Source organism: Streptomyces sp. NPDC026672, assembly GCF_040638185.1.
GTDB lineage: Bacteria > Actinomycetota > Actinomycetes > Streptomycetales > Streptomycetaceae > Streptomyces.
The window spans coordinates 97,335-115,244 of the sequence record NZ_JBEZXS010000011.1; the positions used below are offsets into that span (position 1 = coordinate 97,335).

Consider the following 17,910-nt stretch of genomic DNA (forward strand, 5'->3'; position numbering starts at 1 on the left):
CTCCCTCGCGTGACACGTCGCGGGCCGGTTGGCAAGATGGCCGGAGCGGTGGGAAAAGTGCGGTAACAGGGAGGAAGCGTCTCGTGAGCAGCAGGCCATCCCGAGGCGCTGCTCGCCTCGCAGCCATACTGGACGCGCTCCCCGACGCGTTGGTGCTGGTCAACGCCAACGGGACCGTCGTCAACGCCAACACGATCGCCCTGGAGGCGTTCGAGACCCCGGGCACGGCCCTGGTCGGGCGCGGGCTGCTGGACCTGCTGCCGGAGTTCGACTCCAAGCTGATCCCGGGCTCCATGCGCCGCCCCGACCACATGGACCCGCGCGGGCGCACCAAGCCGACGCGGATGACCGCCCGCCGCACCGACGGCAGCGAGTTCCCGGTCGAGGTCACCAGCGCCAACCTGGAGAACGGGCAGCAGGCGTACGACGGTTACGGCTACACCGGCGACGAACTGCTGATGCTCGTCGTACGGGACCTGTCCGGGACCGTCGACACCGAGGCCGAACTCGCCCGCTCGCAGCGGCAGACCGAGATGATCCTGCGCGCCGCCTCCGAGGGCGTCGTGGGCACGGACACCGACGGCCGGATCGTCCTCGTCAACCCGGCCGCCGCGCAGATCCTCGGGTACCGGGCCGGCGAACTCGGCGGCAAGGCACTGCACGACCTCGTCCTGCACTCCCGCGGCGACGGCTCGCCCTTCCCGTACGAGGAGTCCCCGCTCGCCGACACCCTGCGCTCCGGGCGCAAGCACCGGGTGCGCGGCCAGGTGGTGTGGGCCAAGGGCGAGAAGGGCGAGAGGAAGGTCCCCGTCGACCTGACGACGGCCCCCGTGCGCGACGGCGACCAGCTCGTCGGCGCGGTGATGACCTTCACCGACCGGCGGCCGTACGACGCGCTCGCCGAGGAGAAGACCTCCGTCGAGAAGCAGCACGCCGAGGAGCTGGAGCGGCTCTCCGAGGAGCACGCCTCCGACCTCACCGCGCTGCGCCAGCAGCACGTGACCGAGCTGGAGGAGCTGCGGGAGGCGCACGCGGAGGAACTCGCGGCGGGCGAGGACCGGTACGCGGCGCTCGCCGAGCGCGAGAAGGACCGCTACGAGGCCCTGCACGGCCGTCACGAGCAGCTGCTCACCCTGCTGAGCCGTTCGCTGCGCGGGCCGCTGGACGAACTGCGCCGTGAGCTGGCCACCCTCGCCGCGGACGACGCCGGGCAGCTGTGGCCGGAGGCCAACCAGGTCCTGCACCACCTGAGCGCGGGCTACTCGCGCATCACCCAGCTCATCGACAACGTGCTCGGCTACCAGCGGCTCGACACCGGCGCGGACGAGATCACCCGCACGAAGGTGATGCTCGACGCCGTCGTGGCCGCCGGTGTGGACGGCGCGGTCGAGCTGATCGGGCCGGGACGGGTGCAGTTCGCCGTGCACGCGCCGCCCATCGAGGCCGAGGTCGACCCGCAGCGGCTGGCGACCGCGCTCGCGCACCTCGTCGCGGACGTCGCCGGTGTCGACGCGACCGGCAACGCGCCCGTGTCGGCGGGCGGTTACATGGACAACACGGTCGTCGTGGCCGCGGCCCAGCGCGGTGAGGTCGTCCGGATCGAGGTGCGCGGGCCGTACGCCGGGGGAGACCCGGTGCACGAGCCGATCGTGCGCGGGATCGTGCGGGCGCACGGGGGTGTGCTCCAGACGCACGAGGTGCCGGGGATGAGCGGCAACGCGTACGTCCTCGAAGTGCCGCTGGGCGGCGGTGCGGGGGCGGTCGCGCCGCCTGCGATGCCCGAGCTCCCGGCCGCGGCGGAGCCGGCTCCGGCCCCTGCGCCCGCACCCGCACCCGCACCCGCACCCGCCGAGCAGGGTGCCGGTGGCGGCGGGCGGCGGCGGGCCCGGCGGTCGTCGGTGGACGCCTTCCTGGAGAGCGAGGTCCAGAGCGGCGGCGCCGAGGGGGAGGCGCCCGCGCCGACCGGACGGCGCCGGCGGCGGGCGGCCGAGGCGGCCGAGGAGGCGGCCCTCGCCGCGCAGGCCCCGGCCGAGGGGACGGATGCCTCCGGCGGGTCCGGGCGGCGGCGCGGGCGGGCCGCCGAGAACGCGAGTGGCGGGGCCGACGCGGGTTCGGGTGCCGGTGAGCAGGGTGCGGGAGTGTCCGAGGGGGCCGTCGTGACGGCGGCCGAGCATGCCGCGGGGGCGGGTGCGGGGGCCGGTGCCTCCGGCTCGGGCCAGGGGCTCGGGGCCGTACCGCCGCAGGGTGTTCCCGCGCCGAGCGGTGGGCTTCGGGCCCACCGCGAGGGCGGTGAGATGCAGGCGCTTCCGCCCGCGTTGCCCGCGGCCGGGGAGTCGGCCGGGGCCGGTGCGGAGGACGCCGACGAGGCCGTGACCGGCCCGGACGGGCAGCCGACCGGGCGTCGGCGGCGTGCGCTGGCCGCGGCGGCGGAGCGTGCGGCGGCGCAGGAGGCGGGAGGCCGTCCGGTCTTCGCGCTGCCGCCCGCCGAGGCGGACCGCTCGCCCGAGCCCGGCGCGGAGGGTGTGCCCGCGGAGGACACGGGCCGGCACGACGCCGCGCCGCACGGCCAGGACGAGGACCACACACCGCCCCAGCCCCACCCGACGACCGCCCCCACGGGGCGCCGCCGCCGGGCCGGGGCCCAGGCCCAGGCCGGAGAAGCAGCGGTTCCGGTCCCCGCGCCGGGGGCTCCGCCGGTGCCGGCGGGTGCGGCTGCCGCCCAGGGTCCGGGCAGCGCCATGGCCCTGCCCGGAGCTACGGCGCCTGCCGCGGCCGGGGTCGTACCACCGGGCGGCGTGGTCGCGCCGGGCGGCGTGGTCGCGCCAGGCGGCATGGCCCAGGCCGGCGCGACGGCGGCCGGGCCGGGCAGCAGTGTTGCCGTGCCGGGGGGAGTGGCCGCGGCGGCGGGTGGAGTCGTGCCTGCGGGCGGGGTTGTACCGGCGGGTGGAGTCGCCCAGGCGGGCGGGGCCGTACCGGCGGGTGGAGTCGTACCCGCGGGTGGAGTCGTACCCGCGGGTGGAGTCGTACCGGCAGGTGGAATCGTGCCGCCCGGTGGGGCTGTTCCGCCCGGTGGAGTGGTCGCGCCGGGTGGGGTGGTCGCGCCCGGTGGAGTGGCTCAGGCCGGTGCCGTTCCTGGCCAGGGTCCCGGCGCCGGTGTTGCCGTACCGGGAGCGGTCGCCGCCGCGGGCGGAGTCGTGCCGGCAGGTGGAGTCGTCCCGGCCGGTGGGGCTGTTCCGCCCGGTGGAGTGGTCGCGCCCGGTGGAGTGGCTCAGGCCGGTGCCGTTCCTGGCCAGGGTCCCGGCGCCAGTGTTGCCGTACCGGAAGCGGTCGCCGCCGCGGGTGGGGCTGTTCCGCCGGGTGGAGTGGTCGCGCCCGGTGGGATGGTTCAGGCCGGTGCCGTGCCCGGTCCCGGCAGCAGTGTCGCCGTACCCGGAGCGGTCGCCGCCGCTGGTGGGGTCGTACCGCCCGGTGGAGCGGTCCCGCCCGGTGGGGTTCCTCCGCAGGGTGTCGCCGTGCCCGCGCAGGGTGCCGGTGGGCATGCGGGGGCCGTGCCGGTGGGTCCCGGGCATCCCGTTCCGGTTCAGGGCATCCCGGGTCAGGCGCTTCCGGTCGCCCCCGGTCAGCCCGTACCCGTCCCCGTGGCCGCGCCCGTGGCGCCGGGGCAGCCCGTCCCGGCGGTTCCGGTCGCGCCCGGCCAGCCCGTACCGCCGGCGCCCGTGGCTCCCGGTCACCCCGTCCCGGTCATGCCCGTGGTTCCCGGGCAGTCCGTACCCGCGCAGGTCGCCCCCGTCGGGCAGGCGGTTCCCACGGTGGCCCCCGGCCAACCCGTGCCGGCGGTTCCCGGTGTTCCCGGGCAGCCCGTGCCGACCGTTGCGGTGGCCCCCGGGCAGGCCGTGCCCGCACAGATCGCCCCCGCCGGACAGCCGGTTCCCGCGGCGGCGCCCGGCCAACCCGTACCCGCGGTTCCCGGCGCCCTCGGCCATCCCGTGCCCGGACTGCCCATCCCCGGGCAACCCGTGCCCGCTCAAGCCGTCCCCGGACAACCCCTCCCCGGGGTTCCCGTCGCCGTCGCTCCCGGCGTCCCCGTCGCCCCGGGTCAGCCCGTGGGCGTACCCGCGCAAGGTGCCGTGCCCGCCCTTCCTGGGCAGCCCGTCGCCGCTGCCGTGCCCGGCGTTCCCGGCCAGCCCGTGCCCGCCCAAGTGGCCCCCGGCCAGCCGGTTCCCGCCGTACCCGGCATCCCCGGTGCTCCCGGTGTGCCCGCCGTCCCCGGTGCTCCCGGCCAGCCCGTACCGGCCGCCGCCGTCCAGGTTCCGCCGACCCAGCCCATCCCCCCGCACGCGGTTCCCCCGGCCGGGCAGCCCGTGCCGGTGAACCCCGTCGGGGCGCAGCCACTGACCGTCGAGGCCGCTCAGGCGCACGCCGCCCAGGTACAAGCGGCGCAGGCACAGGCGGCCGGCGCCTCCGTCCCGCCCTCGTGGCCGGCCGGTGACGACGCCTCCGGTGGTGGGACGCCCACGCCGTTGCCGCCCGAGCAGGGCCGGGCCGCCCAGCCGTTGCCCGCCGAGGCCGGGGGCGCTCACATAGACCCCAACTCGACGCAGGGGCGCGCGATCAGCGTGCGGACCCTGGGACAGGGCGTGCCGTTCAGCAGGCAGGCCGCGCAGGTGCAGCAGCCCACGGCCACCCCGACCCCGCCGCCGCACCACCCGGGCGGTGCCGGCCGGCGCCGCAAGCTGGGTACGCCGCCCGACCCCGCCGCCCGCGCCGAACAGCACCCCGAGCCGGGCGCCCGCCCGCACCCGACCGCGGGGCACCCCACCCTCGGGCATCCGGCACCCGGGCATCCGGCACCCGCGCGCCCGACGACGACGCATCCGACGCCCCCGCAGTCCCCGCACTCCTCGCACTCCTCGCTCGGCGGACAGTCCCGCCCCGCCGCCACCCCCTCCGAGGGCGCCGGACGCTCCTACGCCATCGGCGCCCCGGACGAGAACGCCGCCGAGGGCCCCGAGCCGCTGGACGGTCCCGGCGGCGCGGTCGAGGTCGCGGACCCGCCGCGCCCGCAGCCGCTGGACGACGAACTGCCCCCGGAGCCGCTGGACAACCCGCGCCGGCTGCTGGTGTGGCCCGCGCCGGACGTCACGACGCAGCAGGCGCTCAGCGACCGCGGCTACCGTCCGGTGATCGTGCACTCGCGCGAGGAGGTCGACGCGCAGATCGCCGCGTTCCCGGCGGCGCTGTTCGTGGACCCGCTGACCGGGCCGATCACCCGTACCGCGCTCCAGTCGCTGCGGCAGGCGGCCGTGGCCGCCGAGGTGCCGGTCATGGTCACGGCCGGGCTCGGGCAGGCGACGCGCGAGGCGGCGTACGGCGCCGACCCCGCCGTCCTGCTGAAGGCGCTCGCACCGCGCGACAGTGAGCAGCACCCGCCGCGGGTCCTGCTCATCGAGGAGCACGCGGAGATCGCGCTGGCGCTGACGGCGGCGCTGGAACGGCGCGGTATGCAGGTCGCACGGGCCGCGAGCGACGCGGACGCGGTGACGCTGGCGAGCCAACTGCGGCCCAACCTGGTCGTGATGGACCTGATGCAGATGCACCGCAGGCAGGCCGGGATCGTGGACTGGCTGCGGGCGAACGGACAGCTCAACCGCACGCCGCTCGTCGTCTACACCGCCACCGTCGACCAGGCCGACCTGCCCCGGCTGGCCTCGGGCGAGACGGTGCTGTTCCTCGCGGAGCGGTCGACGACCGAGGAGGTACAGGGCCGCATCGTCGACCTGCTGGCCCGCATCGGCACCAACTAGTACCCCAACAGGCGACGCACGGGAATCGGATCGGCACCGGTCGACCCGATTCCCGTGGCAACCGGCCCGCGCCGCACCAGAGTTGCGGCGCGGCGGGTCCCGGTGGCCGTCAGAGCAGGGTCACGTCGAGTTGTCCCTCGGCGTAGCGGCGGCGCAGGACCTTCTTGTCGAACTTGCCGACGCTGGTCTTGGGGACGGCGGTGACGATCGACCAGCGTTCGGGGAGCTGCCACTTGGCGATGCCGCCCTCGTCGGCGAGGAAGGTGCGCAGGTCCTGGAAGCCGGTGGTGGCGCCGTCCTTGAGGACGACCGTGGCGAGCGGGCGTTCGCCCCACTTGTCGTCGGGGACGGCGACCACGGCGGCCTCGGCGACGTCCGGGTGGGCCATCAGCGCGTTCTCCAGCTCGACGGAGGAGATCCATTCGCCGCCCGACTTGATGACGTCCTTGGCGCGGTCGGTGAGGGTGAGGAACCCGTCGGGGGAGATGGTGCCGACGTCGCCGGTCTTGAGCCAGCCGTCCTCGCTGAACTTGTCGGCGGGCCTCAGAGGTTCGGCTTCGGGGCCGTTGTAGTAGGCGCCGGCGATCCAGGGGCCGCGGACCTCCAGCTCGCCCGCCGACTCCCCGTCCCAGGGGAGGCGTTCGCCGCCGGGGCCGGTGAGACGGGCCTCGACGCTCGCGGGGAAGCGCCCCTGGGTGACGCGGTAGGCGAACTCCTCGTCGGTGCCCACCGCGTGGGCCGGCGGCCAGGCGACCGTGCCCAGCGGGGACGTCTCGGTCATGCCCCACGCGTGGCACACCCGCATGCCGAGTTCGTCGAACGCCCGCATGAGGGCGGGCGGGCAGGCGGAGCCGCCGATGGTGACCTGCGTGAGGCAGGAGACGTCCCTCGGGTTGGCCAGCAACTCCCCCAGCAGTCCCTGCCAGATGGTCGGCACGGCCGCCGCGTGCGTGGGCCGCTCGGTCGCGATCATCTCGGCGAGCGGGGCGGGCTGGAGGAACCGGTCGGGCATCAGCATGTTGACGCCGGTCATGAACGTGGCGTGCGGCAGGCCCCAGGCGTTGACGTGGAACTGGGGGACCACGACGAGGGAGGTGTCCCGGTCGGTCAGGCCCATCGACTCGGTCATGTTGACCTGCATCGAGTGCAGATAGATCGAACGGTGGCTGTAGACCACGCCCTTGGGGTCACCGGTGGTGCCGGAGGTGTAGCACATGGCCGCGGCCCGGCCCTCGTCCAGCAGCGGCCAGTCGTAGTCGGTCGGCTTCCCGGCCAGCAGCCCCTCGTAGTCGTGCACCCGCACACCCGACCCACCGGACCCACCGGACCCGCCGGACGCGCCGGTGAGCGGTGCGCGGTCGCCGGGGCCGGACACGATCACGTGCTCCAGCGTCGTCAGCCGCGGCAGCAGCGGCGCCAGGAGCGGGATCAGCGAGCCGTCGACGACGAGCACGCGGTCCGCGGCGTGGCCGACGATGAACGCGAGCTGCTCCGCGGGCAGCCGCAGGTTCAGGGTGTGCAGCACGGCGCCCATGGAGGGGACCGCGAAATACGCCTCGACGTGCTCGGCGTTGTTCCACATCAGCGTGGCGACACGGTCGTCGTCCACCACGCCCAGGTCCTCGCGCAGGGCGTGCGCCAACTGGGCGGCACGGGCACCGATCTCGGCGAACGAGCGCCGTCGCGGTTCGCCCTCCCCGGTCCAGGTGGTCACCTGGGACGAGCCGTGGATCGTCGACCCATGGGTCAGGATCCTAGAGATCAGCAGCGGTACGTCCTGCATGGTGCTCAGCACGGCGTCCTCCCGGAGCGGCACAACCTACGCGGTGGTCAGGGTTGCGCTGATTCTGCGCACATACCATGTGGTATGTCACTAGGGCTCGGTGATCGATCACCGAGCCGGTTCCAGGACCGCCCCTGCTCCGACCCTGTTTCCGGCCGCGCCCCGCCCCGCTCCTTCCCCGCTCCTTCCCCGTCCGCTCCCCGGTTCACCGCACGAGCGTCAACTCCGGGTCCTCGCGCAGTTTGCCGAGCGCCCGCGACACCGCCGACTTCACGGTGCCGACCGACACCCCGAGCACCTCGGCGGTCTGCGCCTCGCTCAGGTCCTCGTAATACCGCAGGACGACCATCGCCCGCTGCCGCGCGGGCAGTTTGGTGATCGCCCGCCACATCGCGTCGTGCAGCGCCTGCCGTTCGGCCGGGTCGCCCTCGGCGGGCGAGGACTCCGGCTCGGGCAGCTCGTCGCACACGAACTCGTCGACCTTGCGCTTGCGCCACTGCGACGTACGGGTGTTGAGCAGTGCCCGGCGGACATAGCCGTCGAGCGCCCGGTGGTCCTCGATCCGCTCCCACGCCACGTACGTCTTGGTGAGCGCGGTCTGCAACAGGTCCTCGGCGTCGCTGGGGTTCGCGGTCAGCGACCGCGCGGTCCGCAGCAGCACGGGCTGGCGGGCCCTGACGTACGACGAGAACGACGGGTACGGCAACGGGTAGGGGCCGAACTGCCCGGCCGGGGTCGCGGTGGCGTCCGAAGCGCTGGTGCGGACGGATGTGGTCATGGCTCCACGCTAGGAGCGGGCGTCGTCCGGCGGATCGGTCGCAGGTCCCGAAGCCGGGTCCCCCTCAGGTTGTAGGGGTGGGGCTGTCTCCACCTCCTGAAGGTGGAGTACGCGAGGAGCCCTCCTCAGGGACGACCCCTCCGGGGCGCCTCCCGGCACCCGCTCCGGGCCGTGCCCCCGCCCGCCTCGGGACCGTGCCCTGCGCCCTCCGGCCGTGTCCCTGCGAACCATGTCCCTGCGAACCATGTCCCTGCGAACCGTATCCCTGCGGGCCGTGCCCCGGGCGCGCCGAGCCCTTCCCCGCACACGCCTGCGCGGCGGTACCGGAGTACCGCCGCGCCGACGTGCCACAACCCTGAAGCACACCCCATGCGGACCTCAGCCGGAGGTCACGAGGTCACCACAGGCGGGTGAAGTGGACGGCGACGTTCTCGTTGCCCTGCTGGATGGCGGTGAAGGCGGAACCGTCGACCTGCGCGCCGTTGCTCTGGTTCGACGCGCCGGAGCCGACGGCGTTCTGCTGCGTGGTGGTCGAGTTGCCGTGGTTGTCGTGACCGACCCCGCTGCCGACGATGCTGGACACGCCCGCGTTCGATCCGTCGTCCGCGAAGGCGCCGTTGTCCGCGGCCGCGACGCCGGCGAACAGCGCGGCTGCGAGCGGGAGCGCGGAGACGGCGGCGAGAACACGGGCGGTACGGATGCTTGCCATGTTGTTCCTCCAGAACGAGTACTCGTCGGCCGGTGGCCGGAAGTACGTCACGTAAGGCTGCTGCCGGGGGAGTTGGCCGACCGCCCCGGCGGTGCTGCACGACGTCGCGCCTCCAGAGTTGCCCACGGGATCCCCGGGCAACCACCCGGGAAGATCCGGTTCGCCCTCAAGTGTGATGACATATCGATAAACCCTTATCGCCATCATTAGTGATAAATAATCCGATCCCCGACTACTCCGGATCTCTCCCTCCCAAGCGACACAAGAGGGGAACCGTTCCGGCACCGCCCCGACGCCGTTCCGGCCATTCCGCGCGCCCCGGCCACCTCCGGGGCACCCCCTCTTCCCTTTCTCGAACATACGTACGAACATGGAGTCATGGCCACCACCGACCGGCAGGCCACGACGCTGGCCCTCGCACACGCCCTGTCAGCCGCCGAACGCGGACTGGCCGTCATCCCCCTGGCCCGGACGAAGCTCCCGGCCCTGCGCTCCCCGCACCGCAACCAGCCCGACCCCGGCCCCTGCCACGGCGAGTGCGGCCGCTTCGGGCACGGTGTGTACGACGCCTCGGCCGACCCGGACCGCATCCGCGCCCTGTTCGCCGCGGCCCCCTGGGCGACCGGCTACGGCATCGCCTGCGGACTGCCCCCGCACCACCTCATCGGCATCGACCTCGACACCAAGTCCGACACGGACTCCTCGGCCGCCCTGCGCGAACTGGCCCTACGGCACCTGTTCACGATCCCCGAGACGGTCGTGGTCCTCACCCCGAGCGGCGGACGCCATCTCTGGCTCACCGGGCCGCCCGACACGGCCGTACCCAACTCGGCCGGGCGCCTGGCCCCCGGCATCGACATCCGAGGCGCCGGCGGCTACCTCGTCGGCCCCGGCTCCCGCACCGAGCACGGCGTCTACGGCACGGCGCCCGGCACCGCCCATCTGGCGCCGGCCCCCTGCCCGCCCGCGCTGCTGCGCCTGCTCCTGCCGCCCCCGCGGCCCACCCACCCCGCGACGCATCCCTCGGCGGGCGACCACGGCCAGGGCCTCGTCGCCTTCGTCCTCGCCGCGCACGAGGGGCAGCGCAACACCCGCCTGTTCTGGGCCGCCTGCCGCGCCTACGAGAACGGCATCGGCCCCGCCCTGGTGGCCCCGCTCCTCGACGCGGCGATCAACACGGGCCTGACGGAACGCGAGGCCCGAGCCACCATGGCCTCAGCGGCCCGCATGACGGGCCACCGCCCCTGACCCACACCGACGGGCACCCACGGTGCTCGTGCTGACAGGCTTCCGATGCCCGATCCGGTCCCGGTCGCGCTGTTTGCCGAGCGGGCCGACGAACGCTGGTCCGTGGCAGTTCCTCGCTACTTGCCGGCCAGACCGAGGTTGACGCCGTCGCGGAGGTCCGGGAAGCCCTGGGCAAGGGTTGCCGCCGGCGCCAGGCACGCCCGGCGAGTGGCGGCCTTCACGGGATTCAGCTCGCAGCCCAACTGCCGATACGTGGCAGCGGCCTTCTGGATCTCCTGCGCCACCGAGCGCAGCGTGGCGAACCCTTCCTGACCGCTGATCCGGGTCAGGGCGAACGAGGCGTCGTCGTTCGTCGCCGTCACCGCGGCACCGCACGCCTGCGTGAACACCTCGGCCGAAGCCGTCGAGCAGGGCGACTTGCCTCCGGAGCCGAAACGCCCTTCGTGCACGGTGAGCCGCGACTCCACAGCGGACTTGACCGCTTCGGCCGTCGCCGCCTTCCCGGACACCGGCTCCACGGACCGAGCCACGGAACCCTTCACCGAAGGGACGACATCCGCACCCGCACCATCACCGGAACCACCACAGGCCGAAAGCAGCACACCCGCTGCCGCAACACCACAGGTCGCCAACCGCAGATGCTTCCGCTTCACGCGCTCTTACCCCCACATCGGACCTTGAGCGCACGACCTTAGCCCGTACCCGATCAAGCCCGACTCCCCTCCGGAGCGAGCCCCGCCGAGACCGCCCGCCGGACGGAAGACCATGCGGAAGGGGCGCCACTCCAAGAGTGGCACCCCTTCTGAACTGCAAAGCTTCTGAGCTGTGCGGTGGGTGTGGGATTTGAACCCACGGTGGCATCGCTGCCACGACGGTTTTCAAGATCTCTCACGGGCCGGAGGCTCCTGGGTCTCCTTCGCAGGTCAGACAGGCACCCGCGCCCCGGTGGAGCTGTCTCCGTCGTGGTCATGCCCGCTACCTGCCCCACGCTGGTGATCGTGTCCTCCGAGCTGAGCGCCCGGAGCCATCGGTACCCACGGTGCGGGGTTCCCCCACAGGTACGTTGTCCGGCATGGCCACGCAGATCTTCACCCTGGTCGGCGTCCTCATCGGCGCATTGACTTCCTACTCCGGCGGCACCGAACGCACCTCCACCGCGGTCACGTGGCTCACCCCGGACGAGGTCAGAGCCCGCATGTCCGAGGTCTTCGCGGTCCGGCTCCTGGACGCCCTCGACGGCAACTGCCCCCACGTCCGCAGCCACGACGGCAAGCGCCTCATCCCAACGGGATAAAACCTTCTCTCCATCATCAAGGCGGCTCGCTCCGCTCCCCGCGCGCGGCCCGACCCCCGGCCGGGCCTGCGCTCCTGTCTCCGCCCCGCTCCAGCCCGGCCGGCGCCCGTGCCGCGCTCACATCAAGCAGCCACCTGATGCCGGCAAAGAGATACCCCAAAGCCGCTCCGTCGACTTCTATGTAAGTTGACGCACTACGGCGAGTGGACCTACCAGAGGGAGGAAGTCTCGGGCAGCACGCGCGCCCGAACGCGAGTTCTAGACGTGCTGCCGAAGCTGAAGGATCCACCGACCATCTGCATGGTGTCGGCAATGAGCGAATCGTCGATCCGGATCAAACATCCGGGTTCAAGCCACGTATCACCGGGGACGGTGAACGAGGCATACTGGATGGCTCCAGGTTCCAAGTCAATTTCTGCAACTCTCCCGAGATCTACCGGGGAACCATAAACGGCGAGTTGGCCAAAAATATCACTAGCCGCGAGTTCGACTAGCTCGTCTGCGGCACCGAAGGCCTCCGCGAATTCGCGAGCCTGGCCAGTTAGAACGTCCAGCTCTTCCTCCAAGACAGTGCATCGATAGTCGTGCCGCGCCAAAGCACGACGAGGCTCGTGCGCGTCAATCATGCCGGGACTAAGCCGTTGTTTCACCCGAGCGCGCGCACCCCGGAGAGCCTCCCGATCAAAACTCCCTAGAGCGCTGCGGGCCGCGCCGAGACGCAACCATTCCTCACTTGACCGCAACGTTGAGGCAAGCGCGCGGGCGGTCTGACCGAGATTATGAGCCTGGCTTGCATTGGCTCGCAACCGGCGAGAAATGCCTGATGGAAAGTCTTGCAGTTGCAGGCCTTGAGCTTGCTCTTGGGCTTTCCATGAGAGTCGATAGGTGAACTCGGCGGTTGTGAGAGACGTTCCGGGTGCAAGATGAGGCGCGGGCAGTTGTGGGTAACCAGGCATGCGCGATCGCAGCCAAGCGATAGTTTCCCGATGAGCAATTTCGACTTGACTAGCCATCTGCAACCAACGCTGCAATTCACTCTCGTCATATGAGAGATCAAATGATTTGACAAGCTCGCCAAATCCGATCACAAGCCCCGTAAGCCGCAGGGGGGTACCTGCAATCTGGGCACCACCGGCCTGCAGCGCCTGTAGATATCCTGGCACTCCAACAGTGCGAGTTGAGGAATTGCGCGGCAACTGTTTCGCGAACTCTTGAACAAGCGAAAGCCCTGCCCAACATTCAGCTTGCCGGGTTACCGACCGCCAGATGTGTGAGTTTGTCATTCGGCATTTCCTATCGCTACTCTGGACCTCGGCTCACATGCCAAGCCATCCCTGGATTGTCAGACTTTCGATAGCCTTTTGGACGCGTTCAGCTGCCGCAGATGCAGGAGATTTATCCAACAAGTACTCAAGCGTCGTGGAACTTCCGCCCTCCGAGAAACTATTTCTCCCTGGCTCGGATTCAGCTCGCACGAGGATGTTACTCGCCCGCCCGTAACTCACGGGTAGGAATTTCCCAAATGGCCCATTCTCCTCTCGGCCAATAATCGCATGCAAACCTAGAGGACCCACCTGTGCAGCCAGCATGTCAACATGGCCAGGGGGCGCAACTCTTTCAATCAAGTCGCGAGAGATTTCGGCGGTCTTCTTGGCATGCGCCGCCAATACCTCGCAAGCAGTTTCTCCCGAGGCTGGACGTCGGATAGTTGGCGCAGAAGGAATGCGGAGCAGTGCTTGCATTTCCTTTCGCCATAGCCTTACTGCTACAGCAGCGGGACCAGCCGTCGCATCAACCACAATTGCACCGAACCTCTGCGCCAGCTCTCGTGCTTGTGCTTGCGTAATCCAACCGCGTCTATGACCTGGCTGACGGACGGCCATCACTCTATCGTCGCTTAGCCGACAAAGGGCGACAGTTTGGCCCTGCACTGGGGAAACCTTATCCAAAAGGGAAGCCACCAATTCAGGAGCATCTTTCTCTAGTCGCCTAGAGTCGAAAGATGATAGCAACACGGAGGTAAACGGGATGTCCCTAGCGACTAGTTCCGCTAGTACATGATCGACACCGTTTAGTTCTGCACAGAAGAGGATTCGTTGATCATCTCCCGCACTAAGCCTGCTAGGCAAAGGAGCAGCGCCGCTACCATGTGCCGCCCCTGCAAGATAGTCGGCGAACGAATCATGCATCGCAACCACGGTCTGATCCCAGCCCAGCGTTGTGATCAAGCCACAGCGGCGGGCCGCACTTTCGATGTCTTTGAGATCAACAATCAACCCGGCCTTACGCAAGGTCGCAGCGGCATCCGTCAGTATTTGGTGCCATTCGTAAAGGTCTGCGTAGCGACGCCCTTCATTCAATAGACGAACGAACGCTATCCCAAGGACTGTTCGCACCAAGGAGATTCCCGTGGCGCCGCTGCGCGCAACCAGCTTCTCAATGAAGGCTTTATAGAGTCCCGCCCTACCCCTACTTGATTCCGAGGCGTGGAGCGTGACAGCCATAGAGAACAGTAGCGGATTGCGTGCCGCATCACCGAGTGATGCACAAACCGAACGAACCGCAGCGTAGGCAGTATCAGGTTCTACTGACCTAGCGCCTTGGGTGAGTGTTTCTCTCGCGAGGTCAACCTGCCGTTCGTGATCGAGAGGCATTATTCGATAAACCGCCGGAAGAGCGCTGCTCGGTAGTAGAGATCGCAGAGCCGCAACGTCCCTCCCTACCACCACCACCCGTGCTCCATGTCCTGAAGCCACAGATGCAAGCAGGTCCAAATGGAGAGCCTGCCGCGTAGGCTCTGCGACTTCCGAAGCTCCATCAATGACGAAGGTAACCTGAGTATCCGAAAGGGCTTGTGCTCCCGTTGCCGTTGGGTAGTGCTCCCCAAGGACGGAAGCGATACCGTCCGCTGCGAGAGCCGCCAGTCGCCCTGGTAGGTAGCTCTCGGCATGGACCACAATGACTGCTTTGCCCTCGGCAGCTGATTTCTGACGCAAAATCCGAACTGCGGTTGACTTTCCAGTACCCGTACTGCCAGTCAGTACCACTGGCCCCGTTCCTTTCAGGAGTTGGTTAACATCCCGATTATCTCCATCGCCGGATTGCTGAGAATTTTCCCCGGAGGATCCCTCAAGGCTCGAAACTATCGGGGTGATGGCGCACTGGTCGCCCAGAGAAGCGGCCACTTCCAGGTATCGTGCTTTGGTAGTTGGCCATCTCTGAGCGGGCGTTTGGTTAGCTGGCACTCCAAGCAATGCGGCAATGATCTGGCGGTCAATGATACGCAGCCGAGCGTCTGAGTTGCTTGCATAGTCGAACAGAGAACGGAAAAGGCGGTCGACGGCTCCAGTCGCCTGCTGTCGGAGATCTTCCTCTGTTCGCGCAGAGGGGAGCATCTCAGCAACCTGGCTCTCAGCGCGCACCAGCAGCGCACCAGTGTTGTACGGGTCTTGGCGGATGCTCGCTCTTCCAAGCGCGACGCACACGGCATCGTTGACGCCCGTTCCCAGGAGCTGAGCAAGGGAAGCGGTACGCCCTTGCGCAGCCTCTTCAAGTGCTTGCTGTACACGTTGGCCACTGGGACCGAGGCGGCCGTCTGTGAGGAACTCGAAAGTTGCGTGCTCGGCGTCGGGGAGCACTGCCCAACGTTTCAAGACAGCAAGCAGTGCCGTTTCACCCCATGTGTAGTCGGGGGCACGCACCTTGACCTGTTTGGCGTGTCGCACTGTCCCGTCGCGGTTGAACAGCTCAATGTCGACGGCGTCGTCAGAGCCTTCCACGCGGATGCTGCCGAGGGTTGGATCCTCAAGCAGTCCTACTGCCGCCAAGACAGCTTGAGCCTGCTGATAGGCAATACCTCTGACTGTGTCTACCCCGCTCACAGCTCCATGCTTCCACGTTCCTCTGACACTCACGGGAGCTCCGGGTGACTTGACCGCACCCAGCGCAGCAGCCGACCCGGCCTAAATGACCGCAGCTTCCCAAGCTGGTGGCTCAAGCGCCGTCAGTACGTGCCGGCCCGTTGTGGCTGCTCTGGGGCGACAGAGCTGGCAGCGTGGTGGCGGCCTGTGGGGGTGCAGCGAGGCACACGCGCGCGTGGTCGGTCGGCGCACCCGCCGTCGTGGCTGACTTTCGTCAGCTGAGGATCAGCAGGCTGGCATAGCTCGGAGGGGGAGGAAATCCCTGGGTGATCGGGATCTCCTCCCCCTCCGAGCAGGTTTCAGGGGGCGAGTAGTACTCGCCCCAGCGCGGATCAAGTGTCGTGCGGCTCGCTCACCGCCAGGAGGTCACCGCGGCTGGTCGCAATGCGGAGGACGTCCCGCAGGGAGCAGGTCAGTTCGCGCGTCAGCCGCCGCATGTCGTCCAGGCCCGCCTTCTTGTCGTCGAGCAGGTCAGAGGCGAGGTTCAACAGCTGTGCCGCCGAACCGATCTGGATGGACCCGACGTTGTCGGCCAGACGGGACATGTAGCCGTCCCGGTCGTCGGTGCTCAGATAGCAGGGCTTGCCTTCCGGGCCCGACCACGGGAGGAGCCGGAGTTCCTTCGGTGGCGTCATCCTGACGTCTGCCTCTCGTCGTTCGCGTGGTGCGTGGTGAAGACCGCGTCGACTCGGTCCCCGGGGAATGCCAGGAGCGCCGCTTCCACGACTCGGCCTGCGAAGTCGGTCGACACGCGGGTGACCGCAAGGACCGGGGCTGCGGTGCCGATTCGGAGGGCCGAAGATTCGTCCGGTGTCGGTGAGCGGGTGCACACCGTCTCCCGGGTGGCGGCCGGCTGCGGGCCGAGGAGGGCGAAGCGGGTGAACGCCTGGCGGTCGGCGGAGTCGCCGTCGAGTACGGCAGCAGGAGCCAGGTCGCGCGGCATGTAGATCTTGGCAAGGCCGTGGGGTGTCTCCCCTTCGGTGCTGAGGCATGAGAACTCGGCGAGGGGGCTGCCCAAGGGCACCTTCAGCAAGGCCGCCAGATCGCCGTCAGCCGGGACAGTGCTGCTGCGGACGGAGACGCGCAACGCGGGTTCGGCAGCGGTCCAAGGGTCGAGCGTTCCCCAGCCGCCGACGTACATGATCTTGCGGTGGGGGCGGCGGACGAAGTTGCCCTTGCCGTGGATCTTCTCTACGAGGCCCTCGCCCTGGAGTGCCGCGAGGGCACGGCGCAGGGTGACCGTGCTGACCGCGTACCGCTCGGCCAGGACGAATTCGGACGGCAGGCGTTCGCCAGGCGGGATGCGACCGGTCGTGATCTGTTGCCTGAGGTCGTCGGCGATGTCGTGGTGGCGCGGCACTGTTCCGGTCACCGTTCCCTCAGGGTGCGCATGACGGCGAGGCGGGTGCACGTGTGAATGGTCAGGAGTTCACCCGACTCGAAGACGAGTTGCTTTGCACCCTGGGGGAGTTGGAACAGGTCCCGCACCCGGCAGGCTCGGCCCCCCAGGTGGATGATGTCGCCGCGCTGCACTGTGGTCGAGGTGACTTCGATGTTGACGACCAGGGCGCCGCCAGGAAGTCGTTCCTTCACTGGGCCACCGCCTTGATGCCGGAGCGGTCGCGCTCGGCGTGACACGGGCAGTCGCACGCCTCGTAGATCACCGGCACGTCGGCCGGCGCCATGGCCGGGGAGGACTCCGCGCAGACGAGGTGCGTACCGATGCAGCAGGCATCGGAGCGGTAGGCGTGGGCAGGGTCGTCTACGGTGCGTGGCGGCATCAGTGGGCCCCTACGAGCGTCGACCAGGCGTAGCCCGAGAGATGGGGCGCCACGACCACAGGCCGCCGCGACGCCCGCATCCGTGCATCCCAAGCCAGGACGTAGGGACGGACGAGGGCAACGTCCTCCCCCTTGAGTGGCTGTTGGTGGTCTGCCACCGCGGGGGCCCGGCCGAGCACGAGGGTCGAGGAGTCCGTAGCCCCAGGAGAGGCGGCAGAGGGCGGTAAGGGGCGGCGGTGCCTGCCCTTGGGGAGGGGCCGCGCTCTGGTGAGGGCAAGGACGCGGCGGATACGGTTGAGCACGCTGGTCAGCTCCTATCGCTGATCTCCCGGTCCCCCGACATCGCCCGTCGTGGGGACCGTTCTGCGTACGACCGCCCATAGGGTGCGGCCGTTCAAGCTGGTGGCGAGGAGCCCGAATCTGTCGGCCTCAGCGACCACGTCCAGGACCTCCCGCCATAACTCGGCGGAGAGCGCGTCCGGGATCTCGGCCTCCACCGACGTGTGCCGGGCGTATTCCTTCACTCGTGTGAGAAGCCCGAGGGCGGACAGCCGGGCGGCGAGGGCCGCCGCGCTAAATCCCGAAGCGGGCAC

At 70.0% G+C, this 17,910-nt stretch carries 13 protein-coding genes and 1 pseudogene; 3 read left to right on the plus strand and 11 right to left on the minus strand.

The features are described from left to right. Window positions 1-83 precede the first annotated feature (83 nt). A complete protein-coding gene (locus AB0F77_RS15365) occupies window positions 84-5,804 on the plus strand; it encodes a PAS domain-containing protein (protein ID WP_361947390.1) in 5,721 nt (1,906 codons plus the stop codon). A 109-nt stretch (window positions 5,805-5,913) separates the two neighbouring features. On the opposite strand, the gene AB0F77_RS15370 is transcribed toward AB0F77_RS15365, so the two are convergent. The 3 genes from AB0F77_RS15370 to AB0F77_RS15380 all read right to left on the minus strand — a co-directional run bounded on the left by AB0F77_RS15370 (window position 5,914) and on the right by AB0F77_RS15380 (window position 9,074). Beyond that, window positions 5,914-7,599, minus strand: a complete 1,686-nt coding sequence (locus AB0F77_RS15370; RefSeq protein ID WP_361947393.1) for a long-chain fatty acid--CoA ligase — start codon at window positions 7,597-7,599, stop codon at window positions 5,914-5,916. Between the two features lie 193 nt (window positions 7,600-7,792). Then, window positions 7,793-8,365 carry a SigE family RNA polymerase sigma factor gene (locus AB0F77_RS15375; protein WP_361947396.1) on the minus strand — a complete coding sequence of 191 codons (573 nt, stop codon included), beginning with the start codon at window positions 8,363-8,365 and terminating at the stop codon, window positions 7,793-7,795. A gap of 397 nt (window positions 8,366-8,762) precedes the next feature. Beyond that, complete coding sequence (locus AB0F77_RS15380; protein WP_361947399.1) at window positions 8,763-9,074, minus strand: hypothetical protein; 312 nt, start codon at window positions 9,072-9,074, stop codon at window positions 8,763-8,765. A 378-nt stretch (window positions 9,075-9,452) separates the two neighbouring features. Here AB0F77_RS15380 and AB0F77_RS15385 point away from each other — a divergent pair, with 378 nt between their 5' ends. Next, the gene (locus AB0F77_RS15385; RefSeq protein ID WP_361947402.1) at window positions 9,453-10,322 is read left to right on the plus strand and encodes a bifunctional DNA primase/polymerase; all 870 of its coding nucleotides are present in this window, start codon (window positions 9,453-9,455) and stop codon (window positions 10,320-10,322) included. Between the two features lie 116 nt (window positions 10,323-10,438). Here the strand turns inward: AB0F77_RS15385 and AB0F77_RS15390 are convergent, their stop codons facing one another. After that, the gene (locus AB0F77_RS15390; RefSeq protein ID WP_361947405.1) at window positions 10,439-10,975 is read right to left on the minus strand and encodes a hypothetical protein; all 537 of its coding nucleotides are present in this window, start codon (window positions 10,973-10,975) and stop codon (window positions 10,439-10,441) included. A 476-nt stretch (window positions 10,976-11,451) separates the two neighbouring features. Between AB0F77_RS15390 and AB0F77_RS15395 the strand changes: the two are divergent. Continuing rightward, window positions 11,452-11,616 (plus strand): annotated as a pseudogene (locus AB0F77_RS15395) (NUDIX hydrolase); the annotation flags it as partial. 209 nt (window positions 11,617-11,825) lie between these two features. On the opposite strand, the gene AB0F77_RS15400 reads toward AB0F77_RS15395, so the two are convergent. From AB0F77_RS15400 to AB0F77_RS15430, 7 genes are all read right to left on the minus strand, one after another. Then, window positions 11,826-12,899, minus strand: a complete 1,074-nt coding sequence (locus AB0F77_RS15400) for a hypothetical protein (RefSeq protein ID WP_361947408.1) — start codon at window positions 12,897-12,899, stop codon at window positions 11,826-11,828. Between the two features lie 33 nt (window positions 12,900-12,932). Continuing rightward, complete coding sequence (locus AB0F77_RS15405) at window positions 12,933-15,497, minus strand: AAA family ATPase (RefSeq protein ID WP_361947411.1); 2,565 nt, start codon at window positions 15,495-15,497, stop codon at window positions 12,933-12,935. A gap of 371 nt (window positions 15,498-15,868) precedes the next feature. Then, window positions 15,869-16,171, minus strand: a complete 303-nt coding sequence (locus AB0F77_RS15410; RefSeq protein WP_361947414.1) for a hypothetical protein — start codon at window positions 16,169-16,171, stop codon at window positions 15,869-15,871. After that, window positions 16,168-16,908: a GntR family transcriptional regulator gene (locus AB0F77_RS15415; RefSeq protein WP_361947417.1), complete on the minus strand. Its 741-nt coding sequence runs from the start codon at window positions 16,906-16,908 to the stop codon at window positions 16,168-16,170. The genes AB0F77_RS15410 and AB0F77_RS15415 overlap by 4 nt, the downstream gene beginning before the upstream one ends. Continuing rightward, complete coding sequence (locus AB0F77_RS15420; RefSeq protein ID WP_361947420.1) at window positions 16,905-17,129, minus strand: hypothetical protein; 225 nt, start codon at window positions 17,127-17,129, stop codon at window positions 16,905-16,907. The genes AB0F77_RS15415 and AB0F77_RS15420 overlap by 4 nt, the downstream gene beginning before the upstream one ends. Next, on the minus strand, window positions 17,126-17,317 hold the full coding sequence (locus tag AB0F77_RS15425; RefSeq protein ID WP_361947423.1) for a hypothetical protein: 192 nt from the start codon (window positions 17,315-17,317) through the stop codon (window positions 17,126-17,128). Before AB0F77_RS15425 ends, AB0F77_RS15420 begins: the two co-directional genes overlap by 4 nt. Window positions 17,318-17,631: 314 nt before the next feature. Then, entirely contained in the window at window positions 17,632-17,910 is a 279-nt protein-coding gene (locus tag AB0F77_RS15430) for a hypothetical protein (protein WP_361947760.1), read from the minus strand.